The 18,033-nt window shown below is 64.7% G+C and carries 15 protein-coding genes and 1 tRNA gene; 6 read left to right on the top strand and 10 right to left on the bottom strand.

Annotation, left to right across the window (positions count from 1 at the left end):
* Positions 1-7 precede the first annotated feature (7 nt).
* From AC56LY_RS06890 to AC56LY_RS06865, 6 genes are all read right to left on the bottom strand, one after another.
* The gene (locus AC56LY_RS06890; protein ID WP_499577748.1) at positions 8-2,368 is read right to left on the bottom strand and encodes a carboxy terminal-processing peptidase; all 2,361 of its coding nucleotides are present in this window, start codon (positions 2,366-2,368) and stop codon (positions 8-10) included.
* Positions 2,369-2,549: 181 nt separating this feature from the next.
* The gene (locus tag AC56LY_RS06885) at positions 2,550-3,140 is read right to left on the bottom strand and encodes a hypothetical protein (protein WP_499577746.1); all 591 of its coding nucleotides are present in this window, start codon (positions 3,138-3,140) and stop codon (positions 2,550-2,552) included.
* Between the two features lie 4 nt (positions 3,141-3,144).
* Entirely contained in the window at positions 3,145-3,696 is a 552-nt protein-coding gene (locus AC56LY_RS06880) for a thymidine kinase (RefSeq protein ID WP_499577745.1), read from the bottom strand.
* Between the two features lie 101 nt (positions 3,697-3,797).
* Positions 3,798-6,074 carry a penicillin acylase family protein gene (locus tag AC56LY_RS06875; protein WP_499577743.1) on the bottom strand — a complete coding sequence of 759 codons (2,277 nt, stop codon included), beginning with the start codon at positions 6,072-6,074 and terminating at the stop codon, positions 3,798-3,800.
* A 30-nt stretch (positions 6,075-6,104) separates the two neighbouring features.
* Positions 6,105-6,896 carry a ParB N-terminal domain-containing protein gene (locus AC56LY_RS06870; RefSeq protein WP_499577741.1) on the bottom strand — a complete coding sequence of 264 codons (792 nt, stop codon included), beginning with the start codon at positions 6,894-6,896 and terminating at the stop codon, positions 6,105-6,107.
* A 195-nt stretch (positions 6,897-7,091) separates the two neighbouring features.
* Positions 7,092-7,176 (bottom strand) — tRNA-Leu (locus tag AC56LY_RS06865).
* A gap of 247 nt (positions 7,177-7,423) precedes the next feature.
* Between AC56LY_RS06865 and paoA the strand changes: the two genes are divergently transcribed.
* The 4 genes from paoA (at position 7,424) to paoC (AC56LY_RS06845) (ending at position 13,586) form a co-directional block, all read left to right on the top strand.
* Positions 7,424-8,071, top strand: coding sequence for an aldehyde dehydrogenase iron-sulfur subunit PaoA (paoA, locus tag AC56LY_RS06860; RefSeq protein WP_499577740.1), 648 nt, complete (start codon positions 7,424-7,426; stop codon positions 8,069-8,071).
* A complete protein-coding gene (locus tag AC56LY_RS06855) occupies positions 8,068-9,021 on the top strand; it encodes an FAD binding domain-containing protein (protein WP_499577739.1) in 954 nt (317 codons plus the stop codon). Before paoA ends, AC56LY_RS06855 begins: the two co-directional genes overlap by 4 nt.
* Positions 9,022-9,024: 3 nt before the next feature.
* Positions 9,025-11,232 (top strand): aldehyde oxidoreductase molybdenum-binding subunit PaoC, encoded by a 2,208-nt coding sequence (gene paoC / locus AC56LY_RS06850; protein ID WP_499577738.1) that lies wholly within the window; start codon positions 9,025-9,027, stop codon positions 11,230-11,232.
* Between the two features lie 152 nt (positions 11,233-11,384).
* Entirely contained in the window at positions 11,385-13,586 is a 2,202-nt protein-coding gene (paoC, locus tag AC56LY_RS06845; RefSeq protein ID WP_499577737.1) for an aldehyde oxidoreductase molybdenum-binding subunit PaoC, read from the top strand.
* On the opposite strand, the gene AC56LY_RS06840 is transcribed toward paoC (AC56LY_RS06845), so the two are convergent.
* Genes AC56LY_RS06840 through AC56LY_RS06830 form a run of 3 tightly spaced genes read right to left on the bottom strand, consistent with a single transcriptional unit; the run spans position 13,583 to position 15,156 of the window.
* Positions 13,583-14,539 (bottom strand): diguanylate cyclase, encoded by a 957-nt coding sequence (locus AC56LY_RS06840; RefSeq protein WP_499577735.1) that lies wholly within the window; start codon positions 14,537-14,539, stop codon positions 13,583-13,585. The genes paoC (AC56LY_RS06845) and AC56LY_RS06840 overlap by 4 nt on opposite strands.
* A 7-nt stretch (positions 14,540-14,546) precedes the next feature.
* Entirely contained in the window at positions 14,547-14,756 is a 210-nt protein-coding gene (locus AC56LY_RS06835) for a hypothetical protein (protein ID WP_258837803.1), read from the bottom strand.
* 16 nt (positions 14,757-14,772) lie between these two features.
* Positions 14,773-15,156, bottom strand: a complete 384-nt coding sequence (locus AC56LY_RS06830; protein ID WP_499577733.1) for a hypothetical protein — start codon at positions 15,154-15,156, stop codon at positions 14,773-14,775.
* A 154-nt stretch (positions 15,157-15,310) separates the two neighbouring features.
* On the opposite strand from AC56LY_RS06830, the gene AC56LY_RS06825 reads away from it, so the two are divergent.
* Both AC56LY_RS06825 and AC56LY_RS06820 read left to right on the top strand, forming a co-directional pair.
* Positions 15,311-15,988, top strand: coding sequence for an SOS response-associated peptidase (locus tag AC56LY_RS06825; protein ID WP_499577732.1), 678 nt, complete (start codon positions 15,311-15,313; stop codon positions 15,986-15,988).
* A 135-nt stretch (positions 15,989-16,123) separates the two neighbouring features.
* Positions 16,124-16,495, top strand: coding sequence for an Lcl C-terminal domain-containing protein (locus tag AC56LY_RS06820; RefSeq protein WP_499577730.1), 372 nt, complete (start codon positions 16,124-16,126; stop codon positions 16,493-16,495).
* A gap of 18 nt (positions 16,496-16,513) precedes the next feature.
* Here the strand turns inward: AC56LY_RS06820 and AC56LY_RS06815 are convergent, their stop codons facing one another.
* Positions 16,514-17,959, bottom strand: a complete 1,446-nt coding sequence (locus AC56LY_RS06815) for a M20/M25/M40 family metallo-hydrolase (protein ID WP_499577728.1) — start codon at positions 17,957-17,959, stop codon at positions 16,514-16,516.
* Positions 17,960-18,033 lie beyond the last annotated feature (74 nt).

Raw genomic sequence — 18,033 nt, 5'->3', positions numbered from 1 at the left:
GAGAAATTTACTTGGCGGTGGCGGTGGCGCTGGCAGTTGCCCCAGCTGTTGGAACGACCACCATATACGGCATCACGCGCGACGCCATCCGAACATCCGTCTTGAGCATCCCGACCTCGTCTGCCAGGATGTTGGCCGTTTCTTGCAGCATGACGTCCTTGGCATCCTTGGCAGCTTTCTCGGCCGCCAGTTCGGATTGCAGATTACGCTCGTCTGCCTGCAGACCGTCATCCTGGCGCGCTGCGCCGCGCATGGCGACGACCGATTTCTTGGCCTTGGTCGGATCCGGCGTTTCGGCGCGCTTTTCCTTGCTGCCCGGACCGCTGGCAGGTTCGTCCGGCGTCACCGACGTGCCGCCCAGGCGGGCTTCACGCAGCTTCGAACGGGCATCCTGCGTGTCGCGTTCCTTGCGGCGCACGGCTTCGTTCAGCGAGATCACGTTTTCCTTGCGCAGCTTGAGTACCTCGGCGATATCTTCTTGCAGGAACTGGAAATCCTTGTCCTTGGCGATACGCGCTTCATGCCGTTGCTGCAGCGGTGCCACCAGTTCTTTCAGATCGCCCGCCGGCATGTAGGTGGCCGGCTTGATCGCCACCCATGGCAACGCATTGTCGTACGACGATTCGCCAAAGCTGTCGAGGTCGGTCATGACCGGCAGCTTGATGTCCGGCGTCACGCCGCGCAGCTGCGTGGTGCCACCATTGATGCGGAAGAACTGGGCGATCGTCATCTTCAGCTCGCCGTAGCGGGCTTTTTCACCCGGTGCGAAGCGGTCGAGGTCGATCAGCGTCTGGACCGTGCCCTTGCCGAAGCTTGGCTCGCCAATCACGAGGCCGCGACCGTAATCCTGGATCGCCGCCGCGAAAATCTCGGACGCCGAGGCCGAACCGCGGTTGATCAGCACGCCCATCGGGCCATCCCACGCCAGGCCGGCCTTGACGTCGCTTTCGACTTCGACGCGCCCTTCGGCCGTGCGCTGCATGACGACCGGGCCCTTGTCGATGAACAGGCCGGTCAGTTCGACAGCCTCGGTCAGCGAGCCGCCGCCGTTGTTACGCAAGTCAATCAGGACATTGTCGACCTTGTCTTTCTTGAGCTCGACCAGGATGCGCTCGACGTCGCGGGTGGCGCTGCGGAAGTCTTTTTCACCCTTGCGGCGGCCTTCGAAGTCTTGATAGAAGGTCGGCAGCGCGATTACACCGATGCGGCGCTCGACGCCGTTTTCCTTGACCTTGATGATCGACTTCTTGGCAGCCTGCTCTTCCATGCTGATCTTGTTGCGGACCATCGCCACGCTCACGTGCTTGGCGTCGACGCCGCCGTCGCCCGGAATCACGTCGAGGCGCACCGTCGTGCCCTTTTCGCCACGCACCAGCGCGACGACGTCGTCCAGGCGCCAGCCGAGCACGTCCGTGAACGGTGCATTGCCCTGTGCGACGCCGACGATGCGATCGCCTACCTTGAGCTTGCCGGACTTTTCAGCCGGGCTGCCAGGCACGACTTCGCGGATGATCGTGTAGTCGTCGCGCGACTGCAGCACGCAGCCGATGCCCTCAAGCGACAGGCGCATCGCGATATCGAAGTTGTCGGCCGAGCGTGGGCCAAGATAGTTGGTGTGCGGCTCGATGGCGGTGGCATACGCGTTCATGAACATCTGGAACACGTCTTCATTGTTCAGCTTGCCGATGCGGTTGACGTAGTTCTCGTAGCGCTTGTCGAGCGTTTCGCGGATCGATTTATCGTCCTTGCCGGCCAGCTTCAGGCGCAGCCAGTCATTCTTGACGCGCTTGCGCCACAGATCGTGGATTTCGTCCTCGCTCTTGGCCCACGCTGCTTTTTCGCGGTCCAGCTGCATCGTTTCGTCACTCGCGAAGTCGAAGTTGCCTTTGAGCAGACTACGCGCGTACGCCATGCGTTCGCCGAAGCGCTTCTGGTACATGTTGTAGATCGAGAACGGCGCGTTCAGGTCTTCGTTGTTGATGGCATCGTCCATCTTCGTGCGCAGGGCGCCGAAGCTGTCGAGGTCAGCCTGGACGAAATACAGCTTTTCGCTGTCGAGGCCTTCGAAGTATTTATCGAAAATCTTGGCCGACATGGCGTCGTCGAGCGGCACCGGGCTGTAGTGATAGCGGCCCAGCACGCGCGAGGCCCACAGGGCGGCCTGGGTCTGGGCGGCGATCGGCTTCATGTCGGCGGGAATGGCCGGGGTGGCGGCTTTGCCGACAGGCTTGGCTGCAGATTTCGCCGAATCGGCGGGCTTGGCCGGAGCCGGTGGCGTTGCGACGGCAGCGGATTTCTCGGGCTGCGCGGTCACCACATGGGCGGACATGGCAAACGCCATGGCGGCGAGGAGCACGTGCTTCTTCATTCTGCGATTCTCCGAACGGGATTCCTGTTGCGGTTGCGGCATGGCGCAAGGCAAACCTGCCATACCGCGCTTTTCGATCCATTCTACAGGTAGAACGGCGCGCCAGAGGCAGCCTGACCCGCTTGCGCTACCGCAAATGCAGTCAATTAAGGTTGCCGTAAGCCTGCTTCGGCCCCGGTCTTTACCCTTTGACAAGCGCCGTCAGTGCGCTGCCGTAGTACCAGAGCAGCGCCAGCACGACCAGCAGCGGCGCCCACGGCCACGAGCGGGCGGCGAGCTTCCAGTCGACGGGCGATGGCCAGAACGACAGGAATTGTGGCGCCAAAAACACCATCAACGCCAGGTCGACCGGTTCGAATGCCAGCCCGTGCCTTGTGCGCCACCACGCGACACCCAGCGGCACGAACAGCACCAGCAGCGGCGCCAGCGCGGCCGGCGCTGCGTTGTACCAGCGCAGGTTGGCAAACGTGACCGAGCCCAGTTCCCAGTTGTGCGCGCCCGCCTTGCTGCCCTTGGCCCGCTTGATGCGGCGCGGCAGCACGCTCATCCCGACCGGTTCGGCGTTGGTCAACAGGCCCACCGAGAAGTGTGCCAGCTCGTGGCACAGCGTGCCGGCGGCGGTGAACACGAAAAAGACCGGGTGCGCGGCCGATGCCATCCACAGCAAGAACGCCAGCGCGGCCGATGGGATCAGGTAGATCAGGATGTCGAGCGACGCTGCTGCCATGGCGCAGGCGGCGGCGGGGAGCCAGGCGCTGCAGCCGGCGAGCATCGTGTCAGCGTGCGTAGAAGCAGCGCCCGCACGCCTGGCGGTAGCTTTCGTTGCCGCCGATACTGACCTGCTCGCCTTCGCGGATACGGCGCCCCTGCTCGTCGACGCGGATATTCATCGTCGCCTTCTTGCCGCAGGTGCAGATGTTCTTGATTTCCTCGATATCGTCGGCCAGCGCCAGCAGATAGGCCGAGCCGGGGAACGGCTCGCCGCGAAAGTCACTGCGCAGGCCGTAGCAGATCACGGGAACGCCGCGCAGCTGGGCCAGCTGGTGCAGCTGGCTGACCTGGGCCGCCGTCAGAAACTGCGACTCGTCCACCAGCAGGCAGGCCACGTTCCCGACCTGGTCGAGGAAGTTCGTGTCCGCATGAAAGACCTCGGCCGACCGCTGCGCACCCAGGCGCGACGTGATCACGCCGACGCCGTAGCGGTTGTCGATCGCCGCGGTGTACAGCCTGACCTGCTGGCCCTGCTCTTCATAGTTGTGCGCGACCTGCAACAGGGCCGTCGATTTGCCGGCGTTCATCGCCGAATACCTGAAATAAAGTTTGGCCACTGCCCTGTCCTGCCTGTCTATCCGATGCCACGAAGGCTGCGATTATAGCGTGCCGGCAACCTGCATCGCCAGCCCATCGCCGCCTTATCACAGTCCAATTGTCACTTGCCCGGATGGTATTTCCGCTCGAGATTGCGCTCGATATCTTCCTTGTAGAACAGCACGTCCTTGAACTCGCCGCGCGCATACATGGCAGCCTGATCATTGAAGTGCGGCGAGCGGGGATCGCTGCTCTGGCCGCCGGCCAGGATGCTCTTGGCACGCACCTTCGGACCGAACTCGACGGCGGCAACGAAGCTGTTACCGCGGTCGCCATAGATGCGCTTCGTGGTTTGCTTGGCCGTCATGCCGAACGACGCCAGCGAACCCCAGTTGGCCGACGGGAACGCCACAGGAATGCTCGGCTTGCTGTCATCGTATTGCTGGTCGACGGCGCTGGAGAGGCGCTGGAAGCGGTTGATCTCGCCCCACGGCGTGCGCCAGTCGCCAAAGTCGGCGGTCAGTTTGTCCGACGCGCGCAGCAGGCCGTCGAGCCGTTCCGCCGGGGTCAAGCGCTGGGCGATGTAATCGACCGGCGGGACCGCCTCACTTTTTGCGCGCGCGCCATGCTGCGCCACCAGGTCCTGGCCCCAGTAGACCGCCAGCGACGTTGGCACGGAATCGATGGCGTAGCGCATGTTCCAGCTGCGCAGCGCATCGATCTGTTCCGCCAGCGCCGCCTTGCGCGGATCTTCCGGCGGCAAGGCGTCGTAATCGGCAATCACGGCCGGCACCAGCGGCTCGAACGCCTGCAGGCGCGTGTCGTACGAGGCCGCGATCAGGCTGTCGATGTCGAGTCCTTTGGCATCCTTGAACACGCGCGCCGCATTGCGGCCGCGCGCATTCTCGGGCAGCGACCACATATATGACGGGTAGTTCGCGCACTTGGGGCTGCTCACGCCGGCCGCAGTGCAGGGCCAGTTGTTGGTATTGAAGATGTAACCGCTGGCCGGGTTGAACAGCGTGATCGTCTCGTCGATCTCGTGCAGGCGCTGCCATTCGTTGGCGGGATTGCTGCCATCCACCGGGCGGGTCCAGTCCACGCGCGGGTCGCGTTTCGGGATGAAGTTGCCGTGGAAATAAGCGATATTGCCCTTCGCATCGGCATACACCGTGTTGTTGGACGCATTGGTGCGCAGCTCCATCGCCTTGTAGAACGCGTTGTAGTCGCGCGCCTTGGTGCGGGTGTACGACTGGGTCAGCGCATTGACGGGGTCGTCCATCAGCTTGACCGACACCCACTTGCCGCCCTCGGCGCGCACGACCGGGCCGTGGTGCGTGAAGTACGCGGTGACGCTGCGGCTGGCCATGGTGCCATCGGGCGTCTTGTACGGCAGCGCGATCGCGACCTTGCGCATCGGCGCCTCGTGCTTGCCGTATTTGTAGAAGAATTCGCCATTGCGGTCGACGATCGTTTCCAGATACTCGTCGATCACGTCACCGCCACCGGACGTGTGCATCCAGCCCAGCTTGTCGTTGAAACCCTGGTAGATGAAGAACTGGCCCCAGGTCACGGCGCCATAGGCGTTCAGGCCCTCTTCGCTGACCATGTGCACTTCGGGGCGGAAGTAGAACGACGTGTGCGGATTGATCATCAATAGCGCGTGGCCATTGGCACTCAGTTTGGGGGCGATGGCAAAGCCGTTCGAGCCACGCGGTTCGGGGGCGAAGCCGCGCGGGTCATCGCGTTGTGCACGCAATTGTGCGCTCAGTTGTGCATTCGATTGCGCCACTGCCGGGCGCTTGCCATAGAACGCGGCCAGATCGTCCAGCTCGATCGACTCGATGTCGCCGCCGATGCTGCCCTCGCTGAAAGCCAGCGCCATCCACGGCTCGAAGTGGGTCAGGAGCTTGGGCTTGACCTCCGGATGCGTGTACAGGTAATAGTTCAGGCCATCGGCAAACCCCTTCATCAGGTTCTGCAGCCAGGCGGGACTGGCGGCATAGCGTGCCTGCATGGCGGCTGGCTGGACGTACAGCTTCATGCGCAGGTCGCGCCAGATCTCGGCCTCGCCCTCGACTTCGGCCAGGCGTCCCATCGCATTGATGTAATTGAGCTCGATGCGGTTGAAGTCGTCCTCGGCCTGCGCGTACAGCGTGCCGAATACAGTGTCGGCATCGGTGCGCCCGAACACGTGCGGAATGCCCCATTTGTCGCGCAGGATCGTCACGCGCTCGGCCGTCGCCTTCCAGCGCGCGACCGTGTCGGCGCTCGGCGCGGCCTGGACACTGGTCGCCGTGATCGGCGTCTTCTTCGGCGCGACGGCCAATGACGGCGCGGTGGCGCCGATCAGGAGCAAGCCGAGCAATGCCGGCGTGAACGAACGTGACGTGGGCATCTGGGCTGGCTCCTTCAGGGCGTGGCGGGATTAGTCTGCGCCGAGACCGGCGTTGACGAGGCGTTGTTTGAGGCGTTCGTTTTCGGTCAGCAGCGTGGCCAGGCGGTCTTTGAGCGCTGCGCGCTCGCTGCGCAGCGTGGCCAGCTCGTCGGCCGGATCGACCACTTCCTTCTCTTTGCGCGGGCGGGCTGCGCTTTTCTGTTCGCGCACCTGGCGCGCGGCCTGCTGCAATTCCTTGCGCCCGCCCGCGACCGCAGCGAGCTGCGCCGACTCGGGCAACTGCGCCACGTTGGCGGCGGCATTGATCGAGATGGTGCCGGCGCGCACGGCTTCGCGCAGCTCGGGCGTGGCGGCTTTCTGGATCCGTTCGATCTGGCTGATCGTATTACTCGACACGCGCGCTGCACGCGCGACATCTTCGCGCGTGTTCCATGGCGGCGAGGCGGGGTCCAGCGCCGCGCCGGCATCGCCTGCCTCATCGGCGGGACGCTCGGCCACGCGGGCCGAGACGATCTCTTTCTTCTTCAGCGCCAGCACGCCGCGCTGGAAGTCCGAGACGCTGCGGCGTGCCAGGTGGTTATCGATCATCCACAGCATGACGTCCTCGATCGATTCGAAGGTGTTGTTGTGGACGGTGCGGAACGGAATGCCGTGCTTTTGGCACAGTTCATAGCGATTGTGGCCGTCGATCAGCGTATCGCGCCAGAGTACCAAGGCATCGCGGCAACCTTCGGCGAGCAGGCTGCGCTCGAGCGCGGCTTGTTCGATCGGGCTGAGTGGATCGACGAAAGAGCGCAATTCGTCGTTGATCGTGATATTCAATTCGGGTCCTTGCATGTCGTGCTGGGGGGGTGTCGTGGTGCGGCGGCCGCATCGAGGTGCCGCATGGCATGCTACACCATCCGGACCAGGCCGCTGAGCTGCGCTTGCCATAACGGACGTATGGACAGTCGCACATCGGAGTGAGTGCATCGGCGCTGTCGCGCCATGACTGGCGTGGAGCGCCAGGATAATTCGTGGTGCGGGCAGCCGGAATCGAACCGGCACGCCTCACGGCGGCAGATTTTAAGTCTGATGCGTCTACCAATTTCGCCATGCCCGCGCCGCCCGGATTGTACTACGTGGAGCAACCCGGGTGTTAGTGGCTGAGCTGCGCTGCCGGATATAAACACGCACTCTCAACATGGCTATTACACCAAAGTGCTTCAGGTTTCAAGGGAGCGCGGCCTTAACGCGAGCTGACATAAAATCAATTCATTATCTTGTCATTTCTTTTCGCCTGGGCGGCGCCATCGTATCGACGCCAACATCACGGCGAACAACGTACTGTATAGAAGGAACTTCCAAACATGGAACAATTCAGGGAAATCAAGCTGTCCCGGCGCGATGTATTGATCGCCGGCGCGGTATCGGCTTCGGCCGTGGCAATGCCGGGCGCAAATGCGCAGACGGCCGCCAACGCCCCGGCCGCCAACCCGGAGCCGGTCAAGGTCGGCGTATCGTTCAATGTCAACGGCAAGGATGTCAAGCTCGAGCTCGACACGCGCACCACGCTGCTCGACGCGCTGCGTGAGCACCTGCACCTGACTGGCACGAAAAAAGGCTGCGACCAGGGCCAGTGCGGCGCCTGCACCATCATCATGGATGGCCGCCGCATCAATTCGTGCCTGTCGCTGGCCATCATGCACGACGGCGCCAAGATCACGACGATCGAGGGCCTCGGCACGCCGGACAAACTTCACCCGATGCAGGCTGCCTTCGTCAAGCACGACGGCTACCAGTGCGGGTACTGTACCCCGGGCCAGATCTGTGCCAGCGTGTCGGTGATCGAAGAAATTCGCGCCGGCATGCCGAGCCACGTTACGGCCGACCTGAATGCCAAGCCACAGATGACCGTCGAAGAAATCCGTGAGCGCATGAGCGGCAACATCTGCCGATGTGGCGCTTACTCCAACATCATCGATGCCATCAAGGAAGTGGGAGGGGTCAAAGCATGAAGGTCTTTACTTACCAACGCGCCACCACGCCTGCACAGGCAGCGCAGACCGTCGCCCGCACGCAAGGCGCGCGCTTCATTGCCGGCGGCACCAACCTGCTTGACCTGATGAAGCTCGAGATCGAAACCCCGGGCACCCTGGTTGACGTCAATAAACTGGGCTTCGACAAGATCGAGCCCACCGCCAACGGCGGCCTGCGCATCGGCGCCTTCGTGCGCAACACCGATCTGGCATCCGACCCGCGCGTGCGCAAGGATTACGCCGTGCTGTCGCGCGCGCTGCTGTCAGGCGCCTCGACCCAGTTGCGCAACAAGGCAACGACGTCGGGCAATCTGCTGCAGCGCACCCGCTGCTCGTACTTCTACGACACCGCGCAAAAGTGCAACAAGCGCGAGCCGGGCAGCGGTTGCGCCGCCATCGGCGGCTTCACGCGCAACCTGGCCGTGGTCGGCACCAGCGACGCCTGCATCGCCACGCACCCGAGCGACATGGCCGTGGCCATGCGCCTGCTGGACGCCGAAGTCGAGACCGTGCGCGCCGATGGCAGCAAGCGCACGATCCCGATCGCCGATTTCCATCGCCTGCCGGGCAACACCCCGCACATTGAAACGGTGCTCGAGCCGGGTGAACTGATCACCTACGTGACCCTGCCAAAACCGCTGGGCGGCGTGCACGCGTACAAGAAAGTACGTGACCGCGCATCGTATGCGTTCGCGCTGGTGTCGGTTGCCACCGTGATCCTGCCGGACGGCAGCGGCCGCGTGGCCGTCGGCGGCGTGGCCCACAAGCCATGGCGCGTCGAGGCCGCCGAGCAGCAGATGGGCGCCGGAGCCAAGGCCGTGGCCGATCGCCTGATGGCCGGCGCGAAGACCACCGAAGAAAATGCCTTCAAAGTGCCTTTGGTACACCGTATTTTGGCCGCAGCAATGCAAGACGCAAAGAAAGCCTAAGCCATGAAATTTCTCACTCCAGCAACAACCAATCCGATTGACCGCATGCGCTATGTCGGTCAGCCGACCAACCGCATCGACGGCAAACTCAAGACCACCGGCACGGCGCCGTACGCGTACGAGCATCACAAGGACGTACCGAACGCCGCGCAGGGCTTCGTCGTCGGCTCGGGCATCGCCAAGGGCCGCATCGCATCGATCGACATCGAAGCGGCGCGCCGCGCACCGGGCGTGCTGGCCGTCGTCACGGCCGAGAACGCAGGCAAGCTGGGCAAGGGCGACATGAACACCGCCCACCTGCTGGCCGGTCCGAACATCCAGCACTACCACCAGGCCGTCGCGCTGGTGGTGGCAGAGACGTTCGAGCAGGCGCGCGCTGCTGCGCACCTGGTCAAGGTCAAGTACACGGTCCAGAAGGGCCGCTTCGACCTGGATGCCGAAAAAGGCAATGCCGTGAAACCCGAGGGCGAATCGGATCCGCCGGATACCAAGACGGGCAACTTCGCGCGCGGTTTCGAGACTTCGCCCGTCAAGCTCGACGCCACCTACCACACGCCCGACCAGTCGCACGCGATGATGGAGCCGCATGCCTCGACCGCCTTCTGGGAAGGCGACAAGGTCACGGTCTACACGTCGAACCAGATGGTCGCGTGGTGCCGCGGCGACCTGGCCAAAACGCTGGCCATCCCGAAAGAAAAAGTGCGCGTGATCTCGCCGTACGTCGGTGGCGGCTTCGGCTCGAAGCTGTTCCTGCGCGCCGATGCGCTGCTGGCAGCCCTGGGTGCACGCGCGGCCAAGCGGCCGGTCAAGGTCTCGCTGCACCGCCACCTGATCTTCAACAACACGACGCACCGTCCGGCCACGATCCAGCGCATCCGCATTGGCGCCGGCCGTGACGGCCGCATCATGGCCATCGGCCACGAAACCTGGAACGGCAACCTGCCAAAAGGCAGCGCCGAAGTGGCAACCGCGCAAACGCGCCTGCTGTACGCCGGCGCCGATCGCATGACCGCCACCCGCGTGGCCGAGCTCGATCTGCCGGAGGGCAACGCAATGCGCGCACCGGGCGAAGCACCGGGCATGATGGCGCTCGAAGTGGCGATGGACGAGATGGCCGAAAAGCTGAACATGGACCCGGTCCAGTTCCGCATCCTGAACGACACCAAGGTCGATCCCGAAAAACCGATCCGCAAGTTCTCGGAGCGCCGCTACATCGAGTGCATGCGCATGGGCGCCGACAAGTTCGGCTGGGCCAAGCGCAATGCGAAGCCGGGCCAGGTCCGTGAAGGCCGCTGGCTGATCGGCCACGGCGTGGCATCTGCCTTCCGTAACAGCCCGGTGATGAAATCGGGCGCCCGCGTCAAGCTGGGCACGGATGGCCGCGTGACGGTGGAAACCGACATGACCGATATCGGTACCGGCAGCTACACGATCATCGCGCAGACCACGGCTGAAATGCTGGGCGTGCCGCTCGACCGTATCGATGTGCGCCTGGGCGACTCGGACTTCCCGGCATCGGCCGGTTCGGGTGGCCAGTGGGGCGCGAACAGTTCGACATCGGGCGTGTACGCGGCCTGCGTCAAGCTGCGCGAGCAGGTTGCGGCCAAGCTGGGCGTGAACGAAGCCGACGCCGAATTCGTCGACGGCACCGTGCGCGTAGGCAGCAACAGCCAACCGCTAGCCAAGGCGGCGGCAGGGGGTGAGCTGGTTGGCGAAGACACGATCGAATTTACCGGCGGTCTGGACAAGAAAAACCAGCTGTCGACGTTCGGTGCGCACTTCGTCGAAGTCGCGGTCGATTCGGTCACAGGCGAAACGCGCGTGCGCCGCATGCTGGCCGTGTGCGCAGCAGGCCGTATCCTGAACCCGATGCAGGCACGCAGCCAGGTCATCGGCGGCATGACGATGGGTATCGGCGGCGCGCTGATGGAGCACCTGGTGGTCGACAAGCGCCTGGGCTTCTTCGCCAATCACGACATGGCAACCTACGAGGTGCCAGTACACGCCGACGTGCCGCACCAGGAAGTCATCTTCCTCAAGGAAGAAGACGAAATCTCGTCGCCCATGAAGGCCAAGGGCATCGGCGAGCTGGGTCTGTGCGGTGTTGCGGCGGCAGTTGCCAACGCAATCTACAACGCGACCGGCGTGCGTGTGCGCGAGTATCCGATCACGCTCGACAAGCTGATCGAAAAGATGCCGCTGTCGGTTTGATGGTCGTTTGACGTTCCAGTGGCGGCGACATGATGCCGTTCGCCACCTTGCCCTCGTGGCCCCGTCCCTGGCGGCCATGAGGCGCTCCCCTCTTTTTCCGGTGCACCGAACCCCTCCCCCGCGCCATGCGGAGGCGAACAAAGGCCGAGCCCATGAAATTCAATACCCCCGCTACCACCAATCCCATCGACACGCTGCGCCACGTTGGCAAGCCGTACGACCGCGTCGATGGCCCGCTCAAGTGCACCGGCCAGGCACCGTATGCCTATGAACACCACGCGGCCGTACCGGACGCCGCCCACGGCGTGATGGTCGGCGCCACGATCGCCAAGGGCACGATTCTCGCCATTGACGACGGAGCAGCCCGCCGCGCGCCCGGTGTGCTGGCCGTTGTCACTGCCGCCAACGCCGGCGCACTGGGCAAGGGCCAGAAGAATACGGCCCGGCTCCTGGCCGGACCCGAGGTCATGCACTACCACCAGGCCGTTGCCCTCGTGGTGGCCGAGACGTTCGAGCAGGCGCGCGCCGCCGCCCATCTGGTCAAGGTCAGCTACCGCGAGGCCAAGGGCAGCTTCGATCTGGCCAGCGTCAAGGACAGCGCTACCCCACCCAGGGGCGAACGCAACTCGCCGCCCGACACCCGCGTCGGCGACTTCGAGCGCACCTTCGACAGCGCCCCGGTCAAGCTCGACGCCACCTACACGACACCCGACCAGGCGCACGCGATGATGGAGCCGCATGCGACCACGGCGCGCTGGGACGGCGACAAGCTCACGGTCTGGACCTCGACCCAGATGGTCGACTGGTGCCGCACCGATCTGGCCAAGACGCTGAATATCGGTAAGGACAAGGTGCGTGTCGTCGCGCCCTACATCGGCGGCGGCTTCGGCGGCAAGCTGTTCCTGCGCACCGACGCCGTTCTGGCCGCGCTGGGCGCCCGCGCCGCCGGCCGCCCCGTCAAGGTGGCACTGCAGCGCCACCAGATCTTCAACAACACAACGCACCGGCCGAAAACCATCCAGCGCCTGCGCATCGGCGTGGGCCGCGATGGCCGCATCCAGGCCATCGGCCATGAAACATGGAACGGCAACCTGCCGGGCGGCCGGCCCGAGGTCGCCACCCAGCAAACGCGCCTGCTGTACGCCGGCGCGCACCGGATGACGGCAACACGCGTGGCCGTGCTCGATCTGCCAGAGGGCAATTCAATGCGCGCACCAGGCGAGGCGCCGGGCATGATGGCGCTGGAAATCGCGATGGATGAACTGGCCGAGAAGCTCGGGATGGACCCGGTACAGCTGCGCATCCTGAACGACACCAAGGTCGACCCGGAAAAGCCGAACCGCCCGTTTTCCGAGCGGCGCCTGGTCGAATGCCTGCGCACCGGAGCCGAACGCTTCGGCTGGAAGGCGCGCAACGCCAAGCCGGCCCAGGTCCGTGAAGGCCAGTGGCTGATCGGCCACGGCGTCGCGGCGGCCTTTCGCAACAGCCCCGTGGTCAAGTCGGCCGCCCGCGTGCGCTTGGATACGGATGGCGTCCTGACCGTGGAAACGGACATGACCGACATCGGCACCGGCAGCTACACGATCATTGCGCAGACCGCCGCCGAGATGCTGGGTTTGCCGCTCGAGCGCGTGAAGGTGAAGCTGGGCGACTCGGACTTTCCCGTGTCGGCCGGCTCGGGCGGCCAGTTCGGCGCCAACAGCGCGACGGCCGGCGTGTACGCCGCCTGCGTCAAGCTGCGCGAGCAGATCGCGGCCAAGTTGAACATGACGGACCCGGTCTTCGCCGATGGCGTCGTGCGGGCTGGCGGCGCCAGCCAGCCGCTGGCCAAGGCAGCCGAGGGTGGTGAACTGGTGGCCGAGGACGTCATCGAATTCGGCGAGCTGGCAAAAAAGAACCAGCTCTCGACCTTCGGCGCGCATTTCGTCGAAGTCGCGGTCGACTCAAGCACGGGCGAGACGCGCGTGCGGCGCATGCTGGCCGTCTGCGCGGCGGGCCGCATCCTGAACCCCAAGTCGGCGCGCAGCCAGGTGATCGGCTCGATGACAATGGGTGTGGGTGGCGCACTGATGGAACACCTGGTGGTCGACCAGCGCCTGGGCTTCTTTGCCAACCACGATATGGCGACCTACGAAGTGCCGGTGCATGCCGACATTCCCCACCAGGACGTGATCTTCCTCGATGAAGAAGACGAGTATTCGTCGCCGATGAAGGCCAAGGGTGTCGGTGAACTGGGGCTGTGCGGCGTGGCGGCCGCCATTGCCAATGCGGTCTACAACGCCACTGGCGTGCGGGTGCGCGAGTATCCGGTCACGCTCGACAAGCTGCTGGAGAAGATGCCGCTGCCGGTCTAGTCGCCGTCGACGACGACGCAGTTGCGCCCGCTATCTTTAGCGGCGTACAACGCGCCGTCGGCGGCCGCGATCAGCGCCGCCTCGTCGTTCCGGCGCGCGCGGTCAAACGCGGCCACACCCACGCTGAGCGTCACGTGGCGCTCGTGTGCACCCGGGGCCTGCGGCAGGTGCAATGCGACGATATGAGCGCGAATGCGCTCGGCCATTGCGCGCGCCTGCTCAAGCGTGGTGTCGGGCAGGATCGCCGCGAATTCTTCGCCGCCGTAGCGCGCGGCCAGGTCGGCGGGGCGCTTCAGGATGCCTGCGATCTCCTGCGCCACGCGGATCAGGCAAGCGTCGCCTTCCTGGTGGCCGAAGTGATCGTTATAGGCCTTGAATGTGTCGATATCAAACATCAGCAGCGCCAGCGGCGCATCGGCCCGCTGGGCGCGGCGCAGTTCACGCGTCAGCGTGACGTCGAACTGGCGGCGGTTGGCAATGCCGGTCAGGCCGTCGATGAACGAGCGCGCACGCATTGCTTCGGCATGTTCCAGCAGGCGCCGTTCGCGCTCTGACGTGTCGCTGATATCGCGGATTTCAATCAGGCAGACGCGCTGACCGCCATCGTCAAACGGCGTGACAGCCACCGCCTGGTCGATCAGGTCGCCGTCGAAAGTGCCGGCGGGGCGTAGCGGGAAAGGGTTGCGGGTGCTGGCGTCTGGCACATGAGACGTCGCTGTTCCATCGCTCAGTGCCACCTGCACCGCGGCTTCGACGCGCGAGCCGCGCAGGCCGGGAAAGACCTCGATCAACGGATGACCAATCACGCGCGCCGCGCCGCGCCCGCAGCGTGGCACCAGCCAGGCGTTCCAGTGGACGATGTAGGCTTGCGCATCGAGCACGATCACGCCGCAGTCGAGCAGATCGAGCGCACGGGATACGAATCCGGGCGCCAGACCGGGCGTTGGCGTCATCACCGCGTCAAGCTTGCTGGCCGAGCATGTGCCAGGCCATGGCGCAGCAGAGGATCACGACGCAGCACAGCAGGCCATAGACGAAAATACGCATCGACGTGGCCAGCCCGGTGACGGCGCGGTTGGCGTTATCACCGAGCTTGCCGCGCTTGCGCGCGCTGTTCATCAGCATCGAAAAGAAGATGAACAACGTCGCGCAAATCAGGACGACTTTCATGACGGCCTCTGGTTAACTAGGTGCGCACTGCCACGAGCACGAGCGCCACGACCGACAGCAGGCCGGACAGCGCTGCAGTCACGCCCATCCACGTCATCTTCTGACGCTGGGCATCCATCTTGGCAATCAATTGCGCATTCTGGTCGGCCAGGTTGGCGATGATCTCGGACGCCGAGCGCATCTGGTTGCGCAGGTCGGTGATTTCGGCATCATTGCGCTCGACGCTGCGGATCAGGATGTCGAACACGTCTTCTTCTTGCCCCGCCATCTCGGGCGCCATGCCCATCGGCTCATCGGGCATGCCCTGCCGGTTGCGGTTGACCGTGTCCCACAGGCGTCGCGCGCCATTTGCCACCTGCGGCGCTGCGCTGATCACATCGCTCCAGGGAACGGTTCTCAATACTGTCCACCAACCTGCTGCCATACCTGCTCCTCATCAATCGTTGTATTCCTGAGCATACCATTGCGGCGTGCTGCGGCCAAATGCCACACGCGTCGCGCGCCGCCAGAACACGGTGCGACGCATCCGGCCGCCTTGCGCTACCATGACCCGCATGTGTGGACGACTTGACCAAAGCCAAACGGCCCGTTACTACGCCAGCGTCATTGGCTGGCTGGACGCCGTGTATGACAGCGAATCCGAACCGGCCTTTAACGTGCCGCCCGGCACCTATCGCCCTGTGCTGCATTTGCAGGACGGTGAACGGCGTGTGGACGACGTGTACTGGAGTTATCAGGCGCGCTGGGCCAAGGGCAAGGTGCCGGTGACGATCAACGCGCGCCTGGACAAGCTGGACAATCGCTACTGGCGCGGCCTGCTCAAGTCGGGCCGTGCGCTGGTGCCTGCCTCGGGGTGGTACGAGTGGACGGGCGAAAAAGGCAGCAAGCAACCGTGGCATATTCACCGCAAGGACGGCGCACCGCTGTTCATGCTGGCGCTGGCCAACTTCGGCAGTTTCACTGAAAACCGCGCCGAGGCGGGCTTTGTCATCGTGACCGACGATGCCTCGGGCGGCATGCTCGATATTCATGACCGGCGCCCGGTCGTGCTGGATGCGCAGGACGCCGAGCGCTGGCTCGATCCGGCGCTGTCGAGCGAAGAGGCGCTGGCGCTGGCGCGCTCGGCCGCCCTGCCCCCGGACGCGTTCGCCTGGCACGAAGTCAGCACCCAGGTCAATCGCGCCGGCGCCGGCGGTGCCGAGCTCGCGCAGCCCATCGACAGCGACGCCTGAGCCGGTCGCCCGCAGCGCCGGGCGGCATCGATGTCGTGGAACCCGGCACTTGGTTGATCTGGATCGAACCGGGAATGCAACCAAACGCAGGGGCCGGCAGTCTTAACGGATTGCTACCACACGTGAGGTGAATCCATGGGCGAATACATGCAAATCCGGGGCCTGCTGCAAGAGGGTGAAGAATACGCTGGTCTCATCCTGGGCAAAGACGATCCCGACTACCACCTGATCTTGCTGCCAGGCGACAGTGCAGACGTCAGCTGGCCGACCGCTGCCGACTGGGCCGCCAGCCAGGGTGGCGCCCTGCCCACGCGGCGCGAACTGGCCCTGCTGTTCGCCAACCTGCGCGAATCGTTCCAGCGCGACTGGTACTGGTCCAGCGAGCCGCATGCCACGCGCGCCCAGCTGGTCTGGGGCCAGAATTTCGCCAGCGGCATCCAGACCATCTACGGCCGGCCGTACCGCGGGCATGCGCGCGCGGTACGGCGGATCAGTACGGCCGCCTGACCCACAACCTTACCCGTGTCACGGTGCCGGCACGCTGGAGCGGCCGATCGGCTGCTCCATATTGGCCAGATACCAGGCCGTCGCCGCCATCAGCGCGACGTTGCGGCGCAAGCTGTCCGGATCGACCTTGTCCAGCGTATCGGCCGGCGTGTGGTGGATGTCGAAATAGTTCGCCGTGTCGACAATCGGCGCGAAGCTTGGCACACCTGCGCGTTCCAGGCCGGCCAGGTCGCCCGTCGCCAGCACATCCTGGCGCTGGAACACGCCGGCGCCGATCGGCTGCAGGGCCGCTTGCAAGGGTGCGAATAGCTTGACCGACTGTGGCGTCACGCTGGCACGCAGGCCGAACGGGCGACCGACGCCATTATCGCTCTCGATCGCGCCGAAGTGCTTGGCGGTATTGCCCTGTTCGGCGGCAAGATAGGTGCTCGCGCCGCGCATGCCGTTTTCTTCGTTCATCCAGGCAATGAAGCGGATGGTGCGGCGTGGCCGGTAATCGAGTTTTTTCAGCACGTCGAACACCGCCATCGCGCTGGCCACAGCGGCGGCGTCATCGTGCGCGCCGGGCGACAGGTCCCACGAATCGAGGTGGCCCGAGACGATGACGATTTCTTCCGGCTTTTCCGTGCCCGGCAAATCGGCGATCACATTGAAACTGTCGGCGTCGGGCAGGTTTTTCGGGGTCAGCACGAGTTTGAGCTTGACCGGGCCGCGCTTGGCAAGGCGCGCCATCAGCATGGCGTCCTCGGCCGTCACGGCTGCCGACGGGATGCGTGCGTCGTCCGACAGGCCGGACGAGCCCGTGTGTGGCAAACGGTAGGCGGCACCACCGACCGAGCGCACCAATGCGCCGACAGCGCCCAGCTCGGCCGCCAGGCGCGGGCCGTTGCGACGGTAGTTCGAGCCCGCGCCGTAGGCCGGACCGGCCAGGCCGCGGTCGGCCATGTGCTGGTCGAAGGCAACGTCGAACAGCACGATCTTGCCCTTCACTTCAGCTGACCGCGCCTTGAGTTCCTCGAAACTATTGAGCACGAGCACGGGCGCGACGAGGCCGTCAACCGGCGTTGCGCCCGAGCCGCCCAGCGCGGTCAGTACGATGCGCTGCGTGATGCCCGATGGCCTGCCCGTATAGTCGACCAGTTCGCCCGTCTCGATCCCGCGCACCCAGTGCGGCACCTTCACCGGCTGCAGCGTCACCTTTGCGCCCAGCTTGCGCATGGCTTCGGCAACCTGGGTCACCGCCGCCGCCGCGCCGGGCGAACCCGACAGACGGGGGCCGATCAGATCGGTCATGTCTTCCGTGCGTTGCCAGGCGTAATCGCTCGTCATCGCCGCGTCACGGATCTTGATCAGCGCAGCAGGATCGTTGCCCGGACTGGCGGCCAGGGCCGGAGTGACGATCAGCGCGCCGGCGATGGCGCCCAAAATGGGAAGACGGCGAAGATGGCGAACAGGGAAGTTCATGCGGGAATCCTTGCGGTATTGAAAGGATTCAAACAATAGCGCACTCGACAAGGTTTCGTCCCTACTTTCCTGAT

Source organism: Telluria sp. ZT3P25, assembly GCF_059685895.1.
The sequence above is the reverse complement of the archived record's forward strand: the minus strand, read 5'-3'. Positions and strand labels throughout refer to the sequence as shown.